Annotated in this window: 16 protein-coding genes; 4 read left to right on the top strand and 12 right to left on the bottom strand. The window is 38.6% G+C overall.

Annotated elements, in window-relative coordinates:
• Window positions 1-3 precede the first annotated feature (3 nt).
• Both AC2TFD_RS26105 and AC2TFD_RS26100 read right to left on the bottom strand, forming a co-directional pair.
• Window positions 4-483: a GNAT family N-acetyltransferase gene (locus tag AC2TFD_RS26105; protein WP_335518125.1), complete on the bottom strand. Its 480-nt coding sequence runs from the start codon at window positions 481-483 to the stop codon at window positions 4-6.
• 66 nt (window positions 484-549) lie between these two features.
• Window positions 550-1,269 (bottom strand): metallophosphoesterase family protein, encoded by a 720-nt coding sequence (locus AC2TFD_RS26100; RefSeq protein WP_335568811.1) that lies wholly within the window; start codon window positions 1,267-1,269, stop codon window positions 550-552.
• Window positions 1,270-1,409: 140 nt separating this feature from the next.
• Here AC2TFD_RS26100 and purU point away from each other — a divergent pair, with 140 nt between their 5' ends.
• Window positions 1,410-2,309, top strand: a complete 900-nt coding sequence (gene purU, locus AC2TFD_RS26095) for a formyltetrahydrofolate deformylase (RefSeq protein ID WP_484674217.1) — start codon at window positions 1,410-1,412, stop codon at window positions 2,307-2,309.
• A 60-nt stretch (window positions 2,310-2,369) separates the two neighbouring features.
• On the opposite strand, the gene AC2TFD_RS26090 is transcribed toward purU, so the two are convergent.
• The gene (locus AC2TFD_RS26090) at window positions 2,370-3,146 is read right to left on the bottom strand and encodes a CPBP family intramembrane glutamic endopeptidase (RefSeq protein WP_484674216.1); all 777 of its coding nucleotides are present in this window, start codon (window positions 3,144-3,146) and stop codon (window positions 2,370-2,372) included.
• Window positions 3,147-3,334: 188 nt separating this feature from the next.
• Between AC2TFD_RS26090 and AC2TFD_RS26085 the strand changes: the two genes are divergently transcribed.
• The gene (locus AC2TFD_RS26085) at window positions 3,335-4,519 is read left to right on the top strand and encodes a histidine kinase (RefSeq protein WP_335568814.1); all 1,185 of its coding nucleotides are present in this window, start codon (window positions 3,335-3,337) and stop codon (window positions 4,517-4,519) included.
• Between the two features lies 1 nt (window position 4,520).
• Window positions 4,521-5,177, top strand: coding sequence for a response regulator transcription factor (locus AC2TFD_RS26080; RefSeq protein ID WP_335568815.1), 657 nt, complete (start codon window positions 4,521-4,523; stop codon window positions 5,175-5,177).
• A gap of 155 nt (window positions 5,178-5,332) precedes the next feature.
• On the opposite strand, the gene AC2TFD_RS26075 is transcribed toward AC2TFD_RS26080, so the two are convergent.
• The 4 genes from AC2TFD_RS26075 to AC2TFD_RS26060 form a co-directional block, all read right to left on the bottom strand.
• Window positions 5,333-6,328 (bottom strand): NAD-dependent epimerase, encoded by a 996-nt coding sequence (locus tag AC2TFD_RS26075; protein WP_484674215.1) that lies wholly within the window; start codon window positions 6,326-6,328, stop codon window positions 5,333-5,335.
• Complete coding sequence (locus AC2TFD_RS26070) at window positions 6,325-7,791, bottom strand: RIO2 family protein (RefSeq protein ID WP_335514718.1); 1,467 nt, start codon at window positions 7,789-7,791, stop codon at window positions 6,325-6,327. Before AC2TFD_RS26070 ends, AC2TFD_RS26075 begins: the two co-directional genes overlap by 4 nt.
• Complete coding sequence (locus AC2TFD_RS26065; RefSeq protein ID WP_484674214.1) at window positions 7,788-8,852, bottom strand: glycosyltransferase; 1,065 nt, start codon at window positions 8,850-8,852, stop codon at window positions 7,788-7,790. Before AC2TFD_RS26065 ends, AC2TFD_RS26070 begins: the two co-directional genes overlap by 4 nt.
• Window positions 8,853-9,018: 166 nt before the next feature.
• Complete coding sequence (locus AC2TFD_RS26060; protein ID WP_335514723.1) at window positions 9,019-9,618, bottom strand: NADPH-dependent FMN reductase; 600 nt, start codon at window positions 9,616-9,618, stop codon at window positions 9,019-9,021.
• 571 nt (window positions 9,619-10,189) lie between these two features.
• On the opposite strand from AC2TFD_RS26060, the gene AC2TFD_RS26055 reads away from it, so the two are divergent.
• Window positions 10,190-10,525, top strand: coding sequence for a zinc ribbon domain-containing protein YjdM (locus tag AC2TFD_RS26055; protein WP_335516561.1), 336 nt, complete (start codon window positions 10,190-10,192; stop codon window positions 10,523-10,525).
• 64 nt (window positions 10,526-10,589) lie between these two features.
• Here AC2TFD_RS26055 and AC2TFD_RS26050 read toward each other — a convergent pair whose 3' ends face one another.
• The 5 genes from AC2TFD_RS26050 to AC2TFD_RS26030 all read right to left on the bottom strand — a co-directional run bounded on the left by AC2TFD_RS26050 (window position 10,590) and on the right by AC2TFD_RS26030 (window position 16,795).
• The gene (locus tag AC2TFD_RS26050; RefSeq protein ID WP_484674213.1) at window positions 10,590-11,570 is read right to left on the bottom strand and encodes a glycerophosphodiester phosphodiesterase family protein; all 981 of its coding nucleotides are present in this window, start codon (window positions 11,568-11,570) and stop codon (window positions 10,590-10,592) included.
• A 182-nt stretch (window positions 11,571-11,752) separates the two neighbouring features.
• The gene (locus AC2TFD_RS26045; RefSeq protein WP_484674212.1) at window positions 11,753-11,983 is read right to left on the bottom strand and encodes a hypothetical protein; all 231 of its coding nucleotides are present in this window, start codon (window positions 11,981-11,983) and stop codon (window positions 11,753-11,755) included.
• A gap of 163 nt (window positions 11,984-12,146) precedes the next feature.
• The gene (locus AC2TFD_RS26040; RefSeq protein ID WP_484674211.1) at window positions 12,147-14,537 is read right to left on the bottom strand and encodes a DUF4084 domain-containing protein; all 2,391 of its coding nucleotides are present in this window, start codon (window positions 14,535-14,537) and stop codon (window positions 12,147-12,149) included.
• A 286-nt stretch (window positions 14,538-14,823) separates the two neighbouring features.
• Complete coding sequence (locus AC2TFD_RS26035; protein ID WP_484674210.1) at window positions 14,824-15,477, bottom strand: MOSC domain-containing protein; 654 nt, start codon at window positions 15,475-15,477, stop codon at window positions 14,824-14,826.
• Between the two features lie 88 nt (window positions 15,478-15,565).
• The gene (locus tag AC2TFD_RS26030) at window positions 15,566-16,795 is read right to left on the bottom strand and encodes an ATP-binding protein (RefSeq protein WP_484674209.1); all 1,230 of its coding nucleotides are present in this window, start codon (window positions 16,793-16,795) and stop codon (window positions 15,566-15,568) included.
• Window positions 16,796-16,883: the final 88 nt, after the last annotated feature.

Below are 16,883 nucleotides of genomic sequence, written 5' to 3'. Positions count from 1 at the left end.
TCCTTATGCTGTGAAATTTTTAACCATTGTAATAAAAGGGGTTGACCCTCTAGTAAACTTCACTTTTTTTATAAATCCAAGTTTTGTATAAAGATGAATAGCCCGTTTGTTAAATGATGCGACGGTTAAACGCAGGGATTCATCTTTAAAGGTTTCTTGAATATAGGAAAGAATAAACGTGAAGAATTCAGCACCAAAACCTTGACCAGTTAGGGCAGGATTCATGCCGATTCCAATATCATTCATATCCTCCAAATAGGCACCTACTGTGGAGCCGTATGGCACTCGGGCAGCACTTCCAACACAAAAGAAGCCAACCAATTCATTGCATTGATTTACCACGGCATAATAAGGGGCATCTAGTAATTCTTTAAGAGATTCAGCGCTTTCCTCATTATTATAAAAATCATAAGGTGCTTCATACTTCCACGTTAAGATTTGCTTTGCATATTCCTCATTCATATTCTTTACAAGTAACTTCATTTTTCCATTCTCCTATTAAGTAAAGTCAAAGCAAACACCTGCAATTATAGTCAGCAGCGTTTTTCCCTAAATTCTTGCACTTCGAATCACGTTACTCATCATTTCGGCATTTGGGTAATTACCTTCGTTATAGAGTGTGATGACACGTTCGCGGTCATAACTGACCCTTCTAATCGATGTCGTTACATGACCATCCGCGATTTCCACTAGTCCATAGGATGACTTTGTTAGTCCATCAAATGGCAACCCTACACTGCCGATATTCATAATTATTTTGCCATTTAGATACCGAATATAGGGCTTGTGGATATGTGCATAAACATAGATTTGGGCATTGGCTTCCTGCATTAAACTCGTTTCAATTTGGTTGTCATCTGCGTTGGGCGTTATAACATCAAATAAACTTGTTGGAGTTGCGTGGAAGGCAGAGATTTCAACGTCCTCAATGGTAAAGTTTAAGTGAGTGGGCAAATTCTCTAAATAACGAATGTCAGCTGGTTCTAGCTTCTGAACAATCCATTCTCGTTCAAGGTTCATTAATGCCAATGCTTTATCGGGGACTTCCCCCTCACGAACACCGCGCACTACCCATTCATCGGCATTTCCTTTAATTACCTCTGTATGTAAAGAGCGGACTAAATCAAGGGAGCGTTTCGGCTCCGGCCCACGGTAACAAATATCTCCTAGCACATAAATCTTATCAATCCCTAGATTTTCGATATCTTTGAGAACACCCTCCAGTGCAATGGCATTGCCATGAATATCAGAAATGAAAGCAATCTTCATATCGCAAAACCTCCTTATTAAAAAAAATTTTACCATTATTCTCTTGTGAAATCGAATTTGTGAAATTTTTTGAAAAGTCTTCGCTTAAATGGGCTGTCTGCTGTATAATCTTTTCTAATAATAATAGAGGAGATAGAACAATGAATTCATATATAAAGGACCAAATACAATCTTTTCAGCAGGTAAATCAAAACCGCGGCCGTCTGCTTGTGAGCTGCCCAGACCAGCCTGGTATTGTTTCAGCCATCTCAAACTTTTTGTTTTCTTATCAAGCGAATATCATTGAATCCAGCCAGTATTCAACCAACCCAGAAGGTGGAATATTTTTTATCCGGATTGAATTTGAATGCCCGGGATTAAAGGAAAAGGCGAAGGATATGGAAGGGCAGTTTGCGGCTATTGCTGAGCAGTTCTCGATGGATTGGAAATTAACTCATGTGTATCAAGTGAAAAAGGCTGCTATCTTTGTATCAAAGGAACTTCACTGTCTGCTCGAGCTGTTATGGGAATGGCAAAGCGGGGATTTAATGGCGGATATTGCCCTTGTAATCAGTAATCATGAGGAAGCAAGAGATGCCGTTGAAAGCTTGAACATTCCGTTTTATTATATTCCAGCAAATAAAGATATTCGTGCCCAGGTAGAAGCCCAGCAGCTTCAATTATTAAAAGACTATGAGATTGATTTGGTGATATTGGCCCGCTATATGCAAATTTTAACGTCTGATTTTGTGGCTGCGAATCCAAACAAAATCATTAATATTCATCATTCCTTTTTACCTGCTTTTGTCGGGGCAAGACCCTATGAACGAGCACATGCCCGTGGTGTAAAACTAATTGGGGCAACCTCCCATTATGTAACCAATGACCTTGATGAAGGTCCGATTATTGAACAGGATATTGCCCGCGTTGGTCATCATGATGATGTTGACAATTTGAAAAAAATTGGACGCAGAATAGAAAGAAGTGTTTTGGCACGGGCAGTAAAGTGGCATATTGAAGATCGGATTATTGTCCACGAAAATAAAACAATTGTTTTCTAATAATTGGTTTGTTTAAAGAAGAGGATGACTCCATTTTTGAGTCATCCTCTTTCTTATAGACTACCTAGTCGATGTGCTGGCAAATTTAATCTGGTGCTGGTTTGTTTTTGACGTTTTTAATAAATATAGCGAGTATAGGAAAAATACTAAGTTGAGTAAAAGGAAAATACTTAACCATTGAATTGAATATTCTGTGCTATGCACGCCGTATGCTCCTGTTGCCCCATACTCTATCGCATCCAAAACAAAGTGGAAGGCGATGGCCGGGAGTAAGCTTTTATTTGCTAAAACCATTGCTGTTAATGCCATACCAGCGAAAAATGTCCATCCAAATTGGAATAGTCCGTATGTTAGATCACCGCCGACAAAGATATTACCAAGGTGTGAAATTCCAAATAATAGCGATGGAACAATGACCGCGAATGCCTTTCCAAATGGTAAAATAGTTCGGAGTAGAATTCCTCTGAATAGTATTTCTTCATTAACCGCAACGCCTGTAGCTGCAATAAGTAAGAGTGGAATATGCCCCAAGGTAGAATTAAAGCCCAAATAGAATGCCAATGTAATTGGGATAATTAGAGTTGGTAACCAAACATACCAATCTTTAAGAGAAGATGGCTTGGTTAAACCAATCTCTTTGTCAATTTTTACCCATTTCACTACCAAGATAACGCAAGTTGCATAAATCAGCATGATTAACCAGCCTAAATCCTTCTCGATTGTAAGTGCTGGATTAATAGATTGAATCCCCTTTACTGCAAACATTCCGATTAATCCTCTGCCAATCATAACTACAAGAAACAGCACCAAACCATGTCGATATAAAAAATTCTTCATTTTTATTTCCCCTTTTTTCTTCAATTTGTATCCTCATTATCTACGAGAAGCGGTCATACCTAAAAGTGAACTTCGTCATAAGGGGGTCATATGACTTTTTATGACCTCAGGATTTATTGCAAAAGGTGAAAGGGAATTGTGTGTGGAATATAGTATAGATAAAATTCATAAAAATGAAGGTGCTCTATATGCTGCCAATTCGAAATGAAACTCATTGGGTATATAAAACGGCGCAAATTACAAGAATCGGCTGGTTCGTTTTTCATTTATTGTTCATGGCTATATTTCTAGCCTCGCGGCCGTTCTTTTGGCTGATTCTGCCTTTGTTTTTTGCAGCGTTCCTTATTCCACAGTGGTCTGGATATAAGGTGGATAGTTTAGCTGTTAAAAACTATCCTTTACTAGAATTAATATTTAGCGGATTGTTCTTAATTGTCGGCTGCTATTTATTAGGAGAGTATTCATCTTTCTTGGCCTATCCTGCACTCTGTGCCGGAATTTACAGCAAGCCTGGTTCGGTGCGATGGCTTCTTTGGTCGGGATTTTCCGTTGTTCCATTTCTGGCCGTACTGGCAGTCGGATTAGATCATTTAGGTTTGGGTGTTATTGATGGATTCTTCTTTTTTGGTATCGGTATTTCTGTAGCGAAAGTCATTGAAGCGGAGAAGAAAACTCAGTTACTTCTAGAAGAAAACCGGAGGCAAAATCAACTTTTAGAGGAATATGCCAAGCAGATTGAAAAAGTCACTTTATTGGAGGAAAGAAACCGGCTGGCACGAGATCTTCATGATACGGTTGGGCACACCTTTACCTCCGTCATTATGGGGCTTGATGCCGCATCGTTTTTAATGAAAACATCCCCGGAACAAGCGCAGGAACAAGTGAATATGTTAAGCGATGTGATGAGAAAATCATTAGGAGAAATTAGAACGCAAATTCATCAGATTTCGCCGAGTGAAGATAGAGAGGAATTATCTTCCCAGTTGAAAAAGATTGCCGATGATTTTGCGCTTCATACGAAAACAGTGATTCATTTTGAGCATTCAGGACCAAAAGAAATGAGTATATCCTCTCAAGGAACTATTACCCTGATTCGCTGTCTTCAAGAGTCATTAACCAATGCTATTCGTCATGGGCATGCAAATGAAATTGTGATAACGCTAAAGGAAGAGCCCGAAAAGGTAATCCTGACAATTAAAGATAATGGCAAGGGAATGAGTGATATAAAATATGGATTTGGTCTTAGCGGAATGAAAGAGCGCCTGGAATCGCTCCAAGGAAATATACACATAAAGTCGAGTACAAATGAGGGGACGGTTGTGAGTTGTTTTTTACCTGTAATGGTAAACCGTTTGAGGGAGGAGCTTACTTAGGATGATAAAAGTGTTAATTGTGGATGACCAAGAGCTGATTACCGCGAGCCTTGCTATTGTACTCGGTGGGGAAGCAGACTTTGAGATCGTCGGTACAGCTGAAAACGGAAAAAGAGCCATTGATTCAACGGAAATGCTTTCTCCTGATGTAGTGCTGATGGATATACATATGCCGCTCATGAATGGAGTAGAGGCAACGGCTTATATAAAAAGGGAATTTCCTAGTGTTAAGGTGATGATTTTAACAACATTTGAGGAATTAGGGTATGTCAGAGAGGCGTTGGCTGCGGGAGCAGAGGGATATTTATTAAAAGCCATTCATCCTAAGGATCTTGCAGCAGGAATTAGACTTGTTCATCACGGTGGAACACTGATTACCCAGGAGATTGCCAAGCAATTGATAACCCAGTGGATTCAACCCTCTGGAAAAGAAGTAGAGTATAAAAGTAAAAAGAACCATTTTGGACTTACGGAAAGAGAAATTGAGGTTTTAAACGAACTTTCCAATGGTTTATCCAACCGTGAGATAGCAAGGAAGTTTTTCTTAACGGAAGGGACAGTGAAGAATTATATTTCCAATATTTATTCTAAATTAGATGTGACGGGAAGGCATAAAGCAGTGTTTAAGGCAAAAGAGCAAGGAATTATAAAACCTTAAAGTACCTTTCCAAAGAGGAATTCTAGCGAAACAGTTAAGGGCATTTAGAATTTTTTCTATGTGCCCGAACTTTTGTGAAGAAACAATTCGGGTGAAGTAGAAGCCAGCCACTTGCCCGAAACAAAAATCCCCTCTAACAAAGAGGGGATTGCTTTTTAAGAGTTATACTTTTTATACCATTCTACGAACTGACCTAACCCTTTTTCTAATGGGGTTGCAGGAGAGAACCCTGTTGCCTTCTGCAGATCGGTTATATCCGCGTAGGTCTCTTTTACGTCCCCCGGCTGCATTGGAAGGAAGTCAATTTTAGCTTTTTTGCCTATTAGATTCTCTAACGTATTAATAAAATCCATTAATCTAACGGGGTTATGGTTGCCGATATTGTAGATTTTGAAGGGAGCATGACTCGTACTAGGGTCTGGGATTCTGTTTGTGTCAGGTACTGGAGGATGATCGAGCAGTTTGATCATACCTTCGACAATATCATCAATATACGTGAAATCTCTCCGCAAATCGCCATTGTTATAAACGTTAATTGTGTTTCCTTCAATAATATCTTTTGTAAAGGAATAGTAGGCCATATCGGGTCTTCCCCACGGGCCATAGACCGTAAAAAAGCGAAGACCGGTGGTGGGAAGATTGAATAAGTGGCTGTATGTGTGTGCCATTAACTCATTCGACTTTTTTGTAGCTGCATAAATACTTACCGGATGGTCCACAGAGTCTAGGGTAGAGAAGGGGGTTTTTGTATTAGCTCCATAAACGGAACTGGACGATGCGTAGAGTAAGTGCTTCACTTGATGATGTCTGCATGCCTCAAGAATATTTACAAAACCAGCTACGTTTGAATGAACATAAGATTGTGGATGGGTAAGACTGTACCGGACTCCAGCTTGAGCTGCTAAATGAATCACTATCGGGATTGATTGATTCTTAAAAAGTTTTGCTAATGAATCGTAATCAGCCAAATCAATTTTGTGAAATTGGAACTTTTCATTCCCCTCTACTAATTGTAAACGGCTTTTCTTTAACTCAACATCATAATATTCATTTAGGTTGTCCACACCAATGACATGATAATTGAGATCCAATAACCGTTTGGTAAGATGAAACCCAATGAAACCTGCCGCACCTGTCACTAGAATGTTCATTTTCTCTTACCGGATCCTTTTTTACGGTCGTTCTCATTACCATGCTCTTTGTTTTGTTTGCGATTCTTTTTATCATCGTCTTTTTTGCCGCGGTGGTCCTGATCACGATCCTGCCCTTTTTTATGGTTACGATCCTTCCCATTGTCCTTCCCTTTTTTGCGATCACGATCTTTTTTGCGGTCACGTCCATTCTTATGGTCATGTCCCTTCTTACGATCATGTCCCTTTTTATGCTCACTCTCTTTTTTATGTTTTGGCTCTGCTTTTCCTTCAATGTTGATGATTTCTAATTGAGCTTCTTCATCTGTGAGTGGGATCGGTGTTTTTGTCCATTCTGCATGTGTGGCAGGATCAAGAACCTTTACTTGCTCTAGGAAGGCATCAAGGAACCCTCTTTCGTGTAGATTTTGAAATAGCTCTAATGGTCGATTTTGTATTCGAGAGTATGAGTATACATGGTCAACCATTTTAAATCCGCTTTTGGTTACAAACACATGCCGTAATGGCGCATCAATTTGTTTGAATCCTGATTGTTTTTGGGATGTTAAAATCTTTAGTAAAAGTTGTGTCACAACAGGTGGAAGGGTAGTTTGTTTTTTTAGAAAGGTATTTAGGTCAGGTCCGCTTAAATATTCCATGACCACATAATTTTCTCCTGTTTCATAGACCTTTGGAATAAAGGAAAGGTTTTGATGAGATAGGAGAACATCTTTTTCTTGTTTGCAATGCTGCGGTTTCGGATAGATTTTCACGCACCGATTCTCTGAAACCCGATAGACTGCCCCTTGGTGACCTGCTCCAATTAAGGTTTGTGAGATGGCGCTGTCTACTTTTACTCCCTCACCATCTCCTCCCGGATCGACCGGAATATTTCGATAATCCATTTTGTTTTCATTAAAATACCTCTGCCACATTTCATAGGTCTCTGGTTCAAGCTTTTTAACCCAGGATAGGAAGGATTCCTTTAGCAGCATCATATTTAAATCTCGCAATAATTTTAACGGAACGGGGTGAATTCGCTTGAAGGCATTCACGTGGTCAATTAGTTTTAGGTCTTCATTTTTAAGAACAAAAATATGCCTTAGCGGGGCATCAACCATCGTGAATTTTGCTTTTTTCATTTCGCCTAAAATGTGTAAGAGTTTCCTTGCAATAGATTCCGGCATATGGGTGCAATTCCGGAGATATTCCTTTAAGGTAGGAGCATTAAAGTAGTCAATGACGTTATAATTTTCCCCATATTCATAAAGCCGCGGGAAAAAAGGTAAGCTCTTTCCTGCGTTCAATGCTTCCATTTCCATTTTGGCTTGAAGCGGATTGGTGTATATTTTTACACAACGATCCTCTGAAAGTTTAAAGACGGCTCCTTGTGCACCCATTCCGATTAAAGGATAGCTAGTGGGGTTAACAATCTCTAAGGTTTTGATTCCCTTGGTTACTTGAATGGATCTAAAATCTGTCATTTTGATCCCCCTAACAACTCATCATAATAATTGGCTTGAAGTAAGAGCTGCTTTTTCTGGTCAAAGTGCTGCTCTACTTTTTGGCGTGCAGAAAGGACATAGCTTTCCCATTTGTTGCGATTCAGTAACATAAATTCTAATGCCTGCGCTAGATGGTCAACATCGTTTTCCCTTACTAAAATTCCGTCTTTGTTATTGGTGATAATTTCCGGAATACCAGCATGGTTGGTGGTGAGGACGGGAATACCCGTTGCCATCGCCTCTTTTATTGTATTTGGAATTCCTTCCACATCCCCATTTGAAGAAGTTAAGCTGGGTGCACAGAAAAGGTCAGCTTGTGCCATTAATTCAGGGATTTGGCTTTTTGGAACGCGATTTAATAACTGAAAGGACGTGCCTAAATTTAAGTGTGCGGCAAACGATTTAAGCAGACCTTCTAATTCACCGCCGCCAATAATGGTCAATGTGGCCTTTGGAAATTTAGCTTTAATCTTTTTAAATGCCTGCATAAGAACATGGTGACCTTTCTTTTCTACTAATCTTCCAATGGAAATGATGTTTTGTGTGCCTTGGGATGTTCGTGGTTTAAATGGAAAAAGGTCAAGGTCGACACCGCCATATAGAACTCTGATTTTATCAGCTGGACATCCCCAAAGATTAATTCGATGTGCTAAATACTGACACACAGGGAAAAATTGTTCTCCTTGTTCAAAAAGCATTTTCATGCCGTCTAAATAGCCTAAGGGCTGATTGGCAAGGGTTGCATCTCGTCCGCGGAAACTGGTGACGAGCGGCAGGTTGGTTTCTTCTTTAAAGGGTAGAAGTAAAAGACCTAATTGACCATGGTGTGCGTGGATAAGAGAGACATCATTCTTTCGTACATATTCTTTTGGTGAAAATATTTCACTATAATAGTGAACCTTCTCATTGAGAAGAGGCAGATTAACCATATACTTAGGCTGTCTGACCAAATGGATATAATCATAGCCCGGAATATCGCGAATCTGAGGAATATACTGAGTCGGGTCAACTCTTAAATTCATATGGATAACTTTTGACAATTGCCATTCTCCTTTCAAAAACTTATTATCCTTTAAAAATAAAATATGCAAGTAGAAAGGAGAGGCTTGGACAAATTGGAAAAAACAAAAGAACGCCAGAGTCTGATTTAGACTCTGGCGTTCTTTTGGAAAACCCCTGACTAATATAGCCGAGGGTCAAATTGTTTTATCGGATTGTTTTTAATGCGCCGCTCCAAGCGTTTACTTCGTCAAGCATTGCAGTCATATTTGTTTGGTGTAAATCTGCTGGTTTGAAGACAGATCCGTTTTCAAAGTCTGTGAATAATGACAATGTTGGATGTGTACGAACGTCAGCAACCTTTAACTCACCAAGGATTCCACGTAAGTGTTCAGCGGCACGAGCTCCACCAGTTGAACCATAGCTTACGATACCAGCAGCTTTGTCATTCCAAGCTTCACGTGCGAAATCTAAAGCATTCTTTAATGCACCTGTAATGCTGTGGTTGTATTCTTGAACAACGAATACGAATCCGTCTAAGCTTGCAAGTTTTTGATTCCAAGCAGCGATTCCTGGTTCTGAGCCATCTGTTGTACCTAAGAATGGTAGTTTGTAATCTGCGATATCTACGATTTCATAATCTGCATCTCCGCGTTGGTCAGCGATTCCTTTTACCCATTCGCCTACTTGTGGACTTACACGTCCATCACGTGTGCTTCCTAAAATAATACCGATTTTTAATTTAGTGTTTGTCATTGTTTCTTCCTCCTTAGTTGTTGTACCAAATAATTTGTTTAAAAAACCCATGCTGTGCACCCCTTGTTGTTTTTTATAAATCTATATAGGATTTTTTATTTCCAATTGTTTTGAATTAAAACATCATCAAACAATATATTTTTAATTCGAGATAAATATAATACATATTTCACTTATTGTCAACAAATTGAATTCAGTTTTTTGATTTCGTATGAAAGCTTCATCATTATGTTCATGAGAACCAATATTTATAAAGTGGTCACCATGAAGCCCAAAATATGGTGGAGTGGGAGAATGTGGTCCTCATGGGAGATTCATGAAGCCCAAAAATTGAAGAATGAGGGAATATGGTCCTCATGGGAGGCTCATGAAGCCCAAAAATGGAAGAATGAGAGAATATGGTCCTCATGGGAGGTTTATGAAGCCCAAAAATGGAAGAATGAGAGAATATGGTCCTCATGAGAGGTTCATGAAGCCCAAAAATTGAAAGAGTAAGAGTAAATGGTCTTCATGAATCCATGCTTTTGTCCGAACTGGTGGAACAATACTGTAATAGGTGGAATCTTTATGGGAAATCCACTATACTTGGATGAGATATTTAGGATAGAGGAGGAAAAACAACATGTCTAATTTGCCAAATTGTCCAAAATGTAATTCTGAATATACATATGAAGATGGAAGTCTCTTGATCTGTCCGGAATGCGGTCATGAGTGGAGTTTAGAAGCTGTTGCTGAAGAAGAAGAAAGAGTTATTAAAGATGCAAATGGTAATGTATTAAGCGATGGAGATACGGTAACGGTTATCAAGGACCTTAAAGTAAAGGGAAGCTCATCGACACTAAAACAAGGTACGAAGGTAAAAAATATTCGGCTTGTGGATGGGGATCACAATATTGACTGTAAAATTGATGGTTTTGGTGCCATGAGTTTAAAGTCCGAGTATGTGAAAAAATTATAAAAAAATGGCGCTCCTTTAATAAAGGAGCGCTTTTTAATAGTAAGTACCGAGCACTTCACAGATCTTATTTAAAATTGGGTGCAATTTCATCAATCCGATTGGTCCAAATCCCGCCGTTATAGTCGGCAGGTAGTCTTTCTAAATCCTCTGGTGTATCAAAGCCCTCTGACCAACCGCCATCACCAGCAACCACAATCACTCTCGTATCGACACTGTCCATTCGATTTAAGAATTTATCTGACCAGCCCCATAACCATGGTCCATATTTTTCTGGAATATGCAATTGTGTTTTCTCGCAGGCGGATGGGATATATCCAGTCCAGCCAACAGCGATATAAGGGAGAAGACAGCTTTTTAGTGCCGCCTTCGACATGATGCGGAGGTCTGGAAGTTCTTCTTTTATCGCGGCAATCGGCTGGTCACCACCATAAACAGTGATTTGACTTAATCGGTCTTCTGGCAGTTTAGCGAGTACATCAGCAAGCTGGATTCCTTCCTCAGGGTCATCACTTTTAATATGAATGAGTAATGATTCATCTGGAAAATGGGTTAATACTTCATCCAGTGATGGCATGAGACCCACACCCTTACCGCGAAAAGGATAGGTCTTTCCGTTATCTGCTGTATAACCATAGCCAATATCGAGCTGCTTTAATTCTGCCATCGTGTATTCCTTCGTCGTTCCTTCGGCATTTGTCCGGCATTCCAGCGTCCAGTCATGAAAAACAGCAAATTGCCCATCTTTTGTCGGTTTAATATCCAATTCCACGACATCCGCGCCATTTTCAAAAGCTGCCTCCATGGAAGGAATGGTATTTTCCAGATAAGGATGCTCAGGCGGGTATATTCGCTCTGCTGTACATGTTTCTCCCGTAATGCCCTCCATACTAAACGTTTGTCCAAGTCCGCGGTGTGCGAGAAGCAAAGGATCCCCTTTACGATCCTTTGCAAAAATGGAACTGTTGTTAAGAAAAATAAATAAAGACAGCAAGAGTAGAAATATAAATATTCGTTTAAGTATTTTTTTCAGTTTCGTTTCCTCCATTAGTGAATAATCAAGAAAAATGGCTAATCTAACTGGACTTAAAAAGGCTAACGGGCAGATATCTGCGAGAATCCAAATATATCTGTGTTAAATGAAATATATCTGTTTATATTCAAATATATCTGCGGAAGGCTAAAATATCAAAAAAAATGCTGACTGGAGATACCAATCAGCATTAAAAATTATATTCTCTTTTTTACATCTTCTCGAATAGATTCGATAAGTGTATCTGATAAATTTGCCGGAAGCGATGTTTCTTCCTCAAATACCCAGGAATTAATGATTTCAAGGTCCGCCTTTTTAAACGTAATGCTGTAATCCTTAAAATCGCAGGTAAACTCAGCGGTCACGTATTCCTCACTTTCAAAATCATCATCAATGATCATGTTTGTTATTTCATATGTATTCACCATTTAGTCTCCTTTTAACATGCTTTAAAAATAGAGTTTACGAAAAAGAGTGGTTTATACATATTTATGGAAAGTAAATGTCTACCTGTTCTTTTTTGTTCCTTAGTGTGTAGTAGTTTGAAAAGTCATTGTTCATGTAAGCATTTGGATATTGCTTTTCTTAACGTTAAGAGGTCGTTGTTATTTTGTTATTTTCAACGATGGCACTTAATTGGGTTACGGTTAGCGGTTTGCTATATAGGTCGCCCTGTACCACATCACATTGGAGTTCTTTTAGATAGTGCCACTGTTCAATTGTCTCAATTCCTTCCGCGACCACCGTTAACTCGAGACTATGTGCCAAACGAATAATTGTTTCTACAAAAGCCTTATCCTTTGGGGTTTTAATGATATCCTGATTAAATGGTTTAGGGATTTTCAAAGTGTTAATTGGAAATCTTTTTAGATAAACTAATGAGGAATATCCTGTGCCGAAGTCATCAATGGATATTCTTACCCCTAAATCTCTTAAAGCCTGCATTTTTTTTATGGCTGCTTCTGCATCCGTAAAAGCAACGCCCTCCGTAATTTCCAATTCCAAAAAGCTTGGATTAAATTCTGTTTTCTTTAAAGCATTTACTACCATTCCAACCAGGTCATCATGAAGGAATTGTACAGGGGATAGATTGACAGCAATTTTTAAATGAGTATGTCCTGAATCATGCCATGCTTTTCCCTGCATACAAGCTTGATTGAGTACCCATTCCCCTATTGGGATGATAAGACCGGATTCTTCTGCAACAGGTATAAAATGATTTGGTGAAATCAGTCCTGCTTCCATCGTATTCCACCGTATTAAAGTTTCAACCCCAACTATTTCCCCAGTAATTAAACTTACCTGCGGTTGATAATATAAAACAAATTCATCATTTTTAAGTGCTTTTCGCAGACCATTTTCTAATGCCATTTTTCTTGATATGGTTTTATTCATATCAATAGAAAAGAATTTGTAATTATCCCTTCCTTCTTCCTTCGCACGATACATGGCCATATCCGCATTTTTCATTAACTCTTCTGTATTTTTTCCGTCATTCGGATAAAATGCCACACCTATACTCATTGAGACATGTAATTCCTGCCCCGCTATAGTGATAGGCTTAGCAACAATCGACCGAATGCGTTCAATTAAAGGGATAATATCCTCCTCCGCCCGGATACGATTTAGGAGAATGGTAAATTCATCCCCGCCTTGCCGGGAAATCGTATCAATCTTGCGTACGCTCTTAGCCATTTGAGTAGAAACATGTTTTAAAAGTAAATCGCCAAATTCATGACCAAGTGTATCATTAATGTTTTTAAAACGGTCTAAATCAATGAAGATAACGGCTAGTTTAAAATGATTCCGTTTGGCCTCATCCATTGCCGTTACCAATCGTTCCAAAAACATTCTTCTATTTGGGAGACCGCTTAACACATCGTGGTAGGCCATATGTTTCATTCTTCGGACTGCTGAAAGCAGCTGTCGATTTTTAGAACTAAGTTCCTCCGTTCTTTCCCCGATTTTCAGCTCCAATTCCTCCGTCAAGTCATGGTACTTAGATAACAATGATTGATTTTCTATAGAGGTAGATACATGTCGTACGATTACGAGCAGGATGGCGACAGCTGAACCAATAATTAATCCTTTTGTCTCCTTATTTTGAAAAATCATTACCATAAATAAAAGAAGCACACTTATATAAGGCAATAGTAATGGTAAAGTAATCGATTCTGTTAAAGTATATATCTTATTTTTGTGGGGGGCAGGTTGTTCGCTCCGTTTACTATCCCCAACCGCAAGCGTGCCAGCAATGCCCATTAATAAAAGGGAAAGTGACCATATAGGTTGTAATAGAATTTCAGAAAAAGGTATATTCATTGTGTTTAAATAAAGAAGCATAGAATCCGCTATTACTTGAATGAATAAGCTTAATAGAATAAAAGCAGTAACCTTCATCGGGAAAAAGTTTTTCGAACCTAAATAGAAAATGATTCCACCAAAAAATAGAATCAAATCTCCGATAGGATAGCCTGCAGCTGCAATACTGGAAAAAGTAATTTGAGCGAGAATATCATGGATAATGAAATGCCAGCTAAAAGTAATCGCAACAGTCATAATAATAAAGGTATCCATGATAAGTTTTACAAGGTGCAGGTTTTCATTTTTTAACCGGATTTTGTAAATAAAGGCGAGCAGGTAAAATCCGATTTGGAGCATATAAAGGAGATCAGCCCATCCTGGAAATGGTGCCTGATTATGTAAAACATATTCATAATAGCAGCTAGTCAAACCAGCCAATAAATTGCTGAACATACCAAGTGAGAACAAAAGCCAAACAATCTTTTCACGGGATTTCAAACTTTTGTATACGAAATATACAATGATTGATGCAGTGAGTGGGGCGGCTAGTAAAAATATACTCTCGCCAATTGTTTTAACAGCTTGGTCTTTGTGTGGGGAGTAGAGCCATACATAATATCCCAGAGTATGAAAAAGTGTAAAATAAATCATGAACTTTTTTCTGACTAACCAATCCATCCAAGACACTCCTATGATCATTAGATTATCGTCTTATCTCTAATTAACTCGAATAAAGTAAGACTATATTACCATATTATGTATTGAGGAATTGTCGAAAATTGTTATGGATGAGGTATTTTATCCTGAGTTTCCATAAATATCGGTTACAGTGAGGAGAAGAGGGGGTCTTTTTAGGGAATGGTAATGAAGCTTCTCGACAAAATTTCCTGGAAAATATGAAATAAGTCGAAAACGGCTAGGATATTTCCTAACCGTTTTCGACTTATTTTCTAATAGACCTTCTTCACTTCAGGTGTTTCTCTTTTAAATCAAGGAGGTATTCTTTCCAACTAAATGCTAACTCATCCACACCCAATATTTTTTCAATTTTTTCCATAGAAGGTGGAGATTCATGGAAGTAGAGGTGGTGGATGGAGGAAACGGTGATTTGCTGAGGGTGTGAAACCAGCTTTTTTATCTGGGAATTAGACGTTATTTTTCCTTCCTCTAGTACTCTGAAAAAATACCCAGTATAGCCTGTTTTAATAATCTTTTTTAATAGAAGGTTGTTGTTATTGCGTTTATTAATGGTGGAGCAGGGATACCGACCTTGAGAGACCTGAAGGACAGCCTCACCTATTTGAAAGACATCTCCAATACAAACTTGGTCCTCTTTCATACCAGCAACGGTTAGATTTTCTCCGAATGCAGAAGGAGTTAGGGCCTCACCCAATTCACTTTCCCAGTGTGAATAATGTTCAAAAGGGTACACGCAGACGACACGATCAGAACCACCGTGATACTCAGGGTTTGCAACCTGATCGCCATTTATTTCATTATAGGCGACAATAAGCTCATTACAAGATTCTTTCCAGATGCCAGAAATATAGGCTTCATTTTTATAAACTTTGTTTTTAGGCAGCCCCTTACTTAAATAAACAATTTCTCTCGAATTCAATTGTTACTTCCCCTCCTTGGTGTTTATTTTACTACAAATCGCTGTAAAAAAAGAAGAAACCCTCTTATCAGAAGGTTCCTTCAATTTATTATATAAGGCTAAATACTGGCTGGGTGATCGTTGGCAAGATGATTTCAATGGTGGTGCCCTGATTTATTTCACTAGAAATCATTAATTGACCATTATGGGTTTCAATAATTTTATAACAGGTCATTAGGCCGAGGCCTGTGCCTTTTTCCTTTGTCGTATAAAAGGGTTCACCAAGTGTCGGAATTCGTTCCTTTGGGATACCAATACCCTGATCGCTAATCTGAATGGAAATCTTTCCTTCGGCCTTTGCCTTTACCTTCACATCTATGTTCCCGCCGTCCGGCATGGCCTCGATTGCATTTTTTAAAAGATTTAAAAAGACCTGCTTTAATTGATTTACCTCACAGCTTATTTTGGGCAAGTCACATTCGAATTCAACGAAAATTTGTACATTGTTTAAAATCGACTGAGAATTAATTAAGATGACAACATCTTTGATTAATTCTTTCACATCGCTTTCGGTAAAAACCGCCGCGGTAGGTTTGGCGAGAACAAGAAATTCTCCTACAATCTCATTGATCCGGTCAAGTTCCGATAGGACGATATCATAGTATTGATCTTGATGCTTTTCTGTTTTGAATAATTGAATGAAGCCTTTAATGGAGGTAAGTGGATTACGAATTTCATGTGCGATTCCTGCAGCCATTTGACCGAGAAGAGCTAATTTTTCCGACTTTTGCAGTAATTGTTCTGTTTGTTTTTTTCTTTCCGTGATATCTCTTCCAATTGAAAGTATAGCTTCCCTTCCGCCATATGTAATGAACATGGAAGAGCATTCAAAGATAAATTCCGAACCATCAACTCGTTTAAATTTGTATTCAATATTGGTTAGGGGATGAGTTTCCTTTTTTGCTTGTTTTAGTCGTTCTATCAGGCGTTCCCTGTATTCTGGAAAAAGATAGTTATAAATGGAGGTCCCAATTAATTCTTCCTTCTGATTTGCCCCTATCATGGTTACGGCTTCCTTATTCACATAGATTATCCTGTTATCTTGGTGAATAATAACTGCCCTTGGAAGTGAATCGATTAATTGCTTATAACTATCTTCACTGGCACGGGCTTGTTTCTCATAGAACCGTGCTCGATCGATTTGCCAGCCAACCACCCAAGCAATCCCAGTGAAAATAAGAAAGTCGATTGTAAAAAAACGATCATGTTTCACCAAGGTTTGAAAAGCTGAAAATGAAACAGATATTAATACAAGAGTGATTTGTCCCGATATATTCATCATTTTCCCTCGTAGTTTTAAGGATTTGCTATTATCATAACACGAAGTTACTGGAAATTAGTAGAAGATTGGCATAATAATAGATAAA

This window comes from Neobacillus sp. plas4, from assembly GCF_057221695.1.
The sequence above is the reverse complement of the archived record's forward strand: the minus strand, read 5'-3'. Positions and strand labels throughout refer to the sequence as shown.

Excerpts from the sequence above, each read along its gene's own strand:
- AC2TFD_RS26105 (WP_335518125.1), bottom strand. The coding sequence starts at position 483 with ATGAAGTTACTTGTAAAGAATATGAATGAGGAATATGCAAAGCAAATC.
- AC2TFD_RS26100 (WP_335568811.1), bottom strand. The coding sequence starts at position 1,269 with ATGAAGATTGCTTTCATTTCTGATATTCATGGCAATGCCATTGCACTG.
- purU (WP_484674217.1), top strand. The coding sequence starts at position 1,410 with ATGAATTCATATATAAAGGACCAAATACAATCTTTTCAGCAGGTAAAT.
- AC2TFD_RS26090 (WP_484674216.1), bottom strand. The coding sequence starts at position 3,146 with ATGAAGAATTTTTTATATCGACATGGTTTGGTGCTGTTTCTTGTAGTT.
- AC2TFD_RS26085 (WP_335568814.1), top strand. The coding sequence starts at position 3,335 with ATGCTGCCAATTCGAAATGAAACTCATTGGGTATATAAAACGGCGCAA.
- AC2TFD_RS26080 (WP_335568815.1), top strand. The coding sequence starts at position 4,521 with ATGATAAAAGTGTTAATTGTGGATGACCAAGAGCTGATTACCGCGAGC.
- AC2TFD_RS26075 (WP_484674215.1), bottom strand. The coding sequence starts at position 6,328 with ATGAACATTCTAGTGACAGGTGCGGCAGGTTTCATTGGGTTTCATCTT.
- AC2TFD_RS26070 (WP_335514718.1), bottom strand. The coding sequence starts at position 7,791 with ATGACAGATTTTAGATCCATTCAAGTAACCAAGGGAATCAAAACCTTA.
- AC2TFD_RS26060 (WP_335514723.1), bottom strand. The coding sequence starts at position 9,618 with ATGGGTTTTTTAAACAAATTATTTGGTACAACAACTAAGGAGGAAGAA.
- AC2TFD_RS26055 (WP_335516561.1), top strand. The coding sequence starts at position 10,190 with ATGTCTAATTTGCCAAATTGTCCAAAATGTAATTCTGAATATACATAT.
- AC2TFD_RS26050 (WP_484674213.1), bottom strand. The coding sequence starts at position 11,570 with ATGGAGGAAACGAAACTGAAAAAAATACTTAAACGAATATTTATATTT.
- AC2TFD_RS26045 (WP_484674212.1), bottom strand. The coding sequence starts at position 11,983 with ATGGTGAATACATATGAAATAACAAACATGATCATTGATGATGATTTT.
- AC2TFD_RS26040 (WP_484674211.1), bottom strand. The coding sequence starts at position 14,537 with ATGGATTGGTTAGTCAGAAAAAAGTTCATGATTTATTTTACACTTTTT.
- AC2TFD_RS26030 (WP_484674209.1), bottom strand. The coding sequence starts at position 16,795 with ATGAATATATCGGGACAAATCACTCTTGTATTAATATCTGTTTCATTT.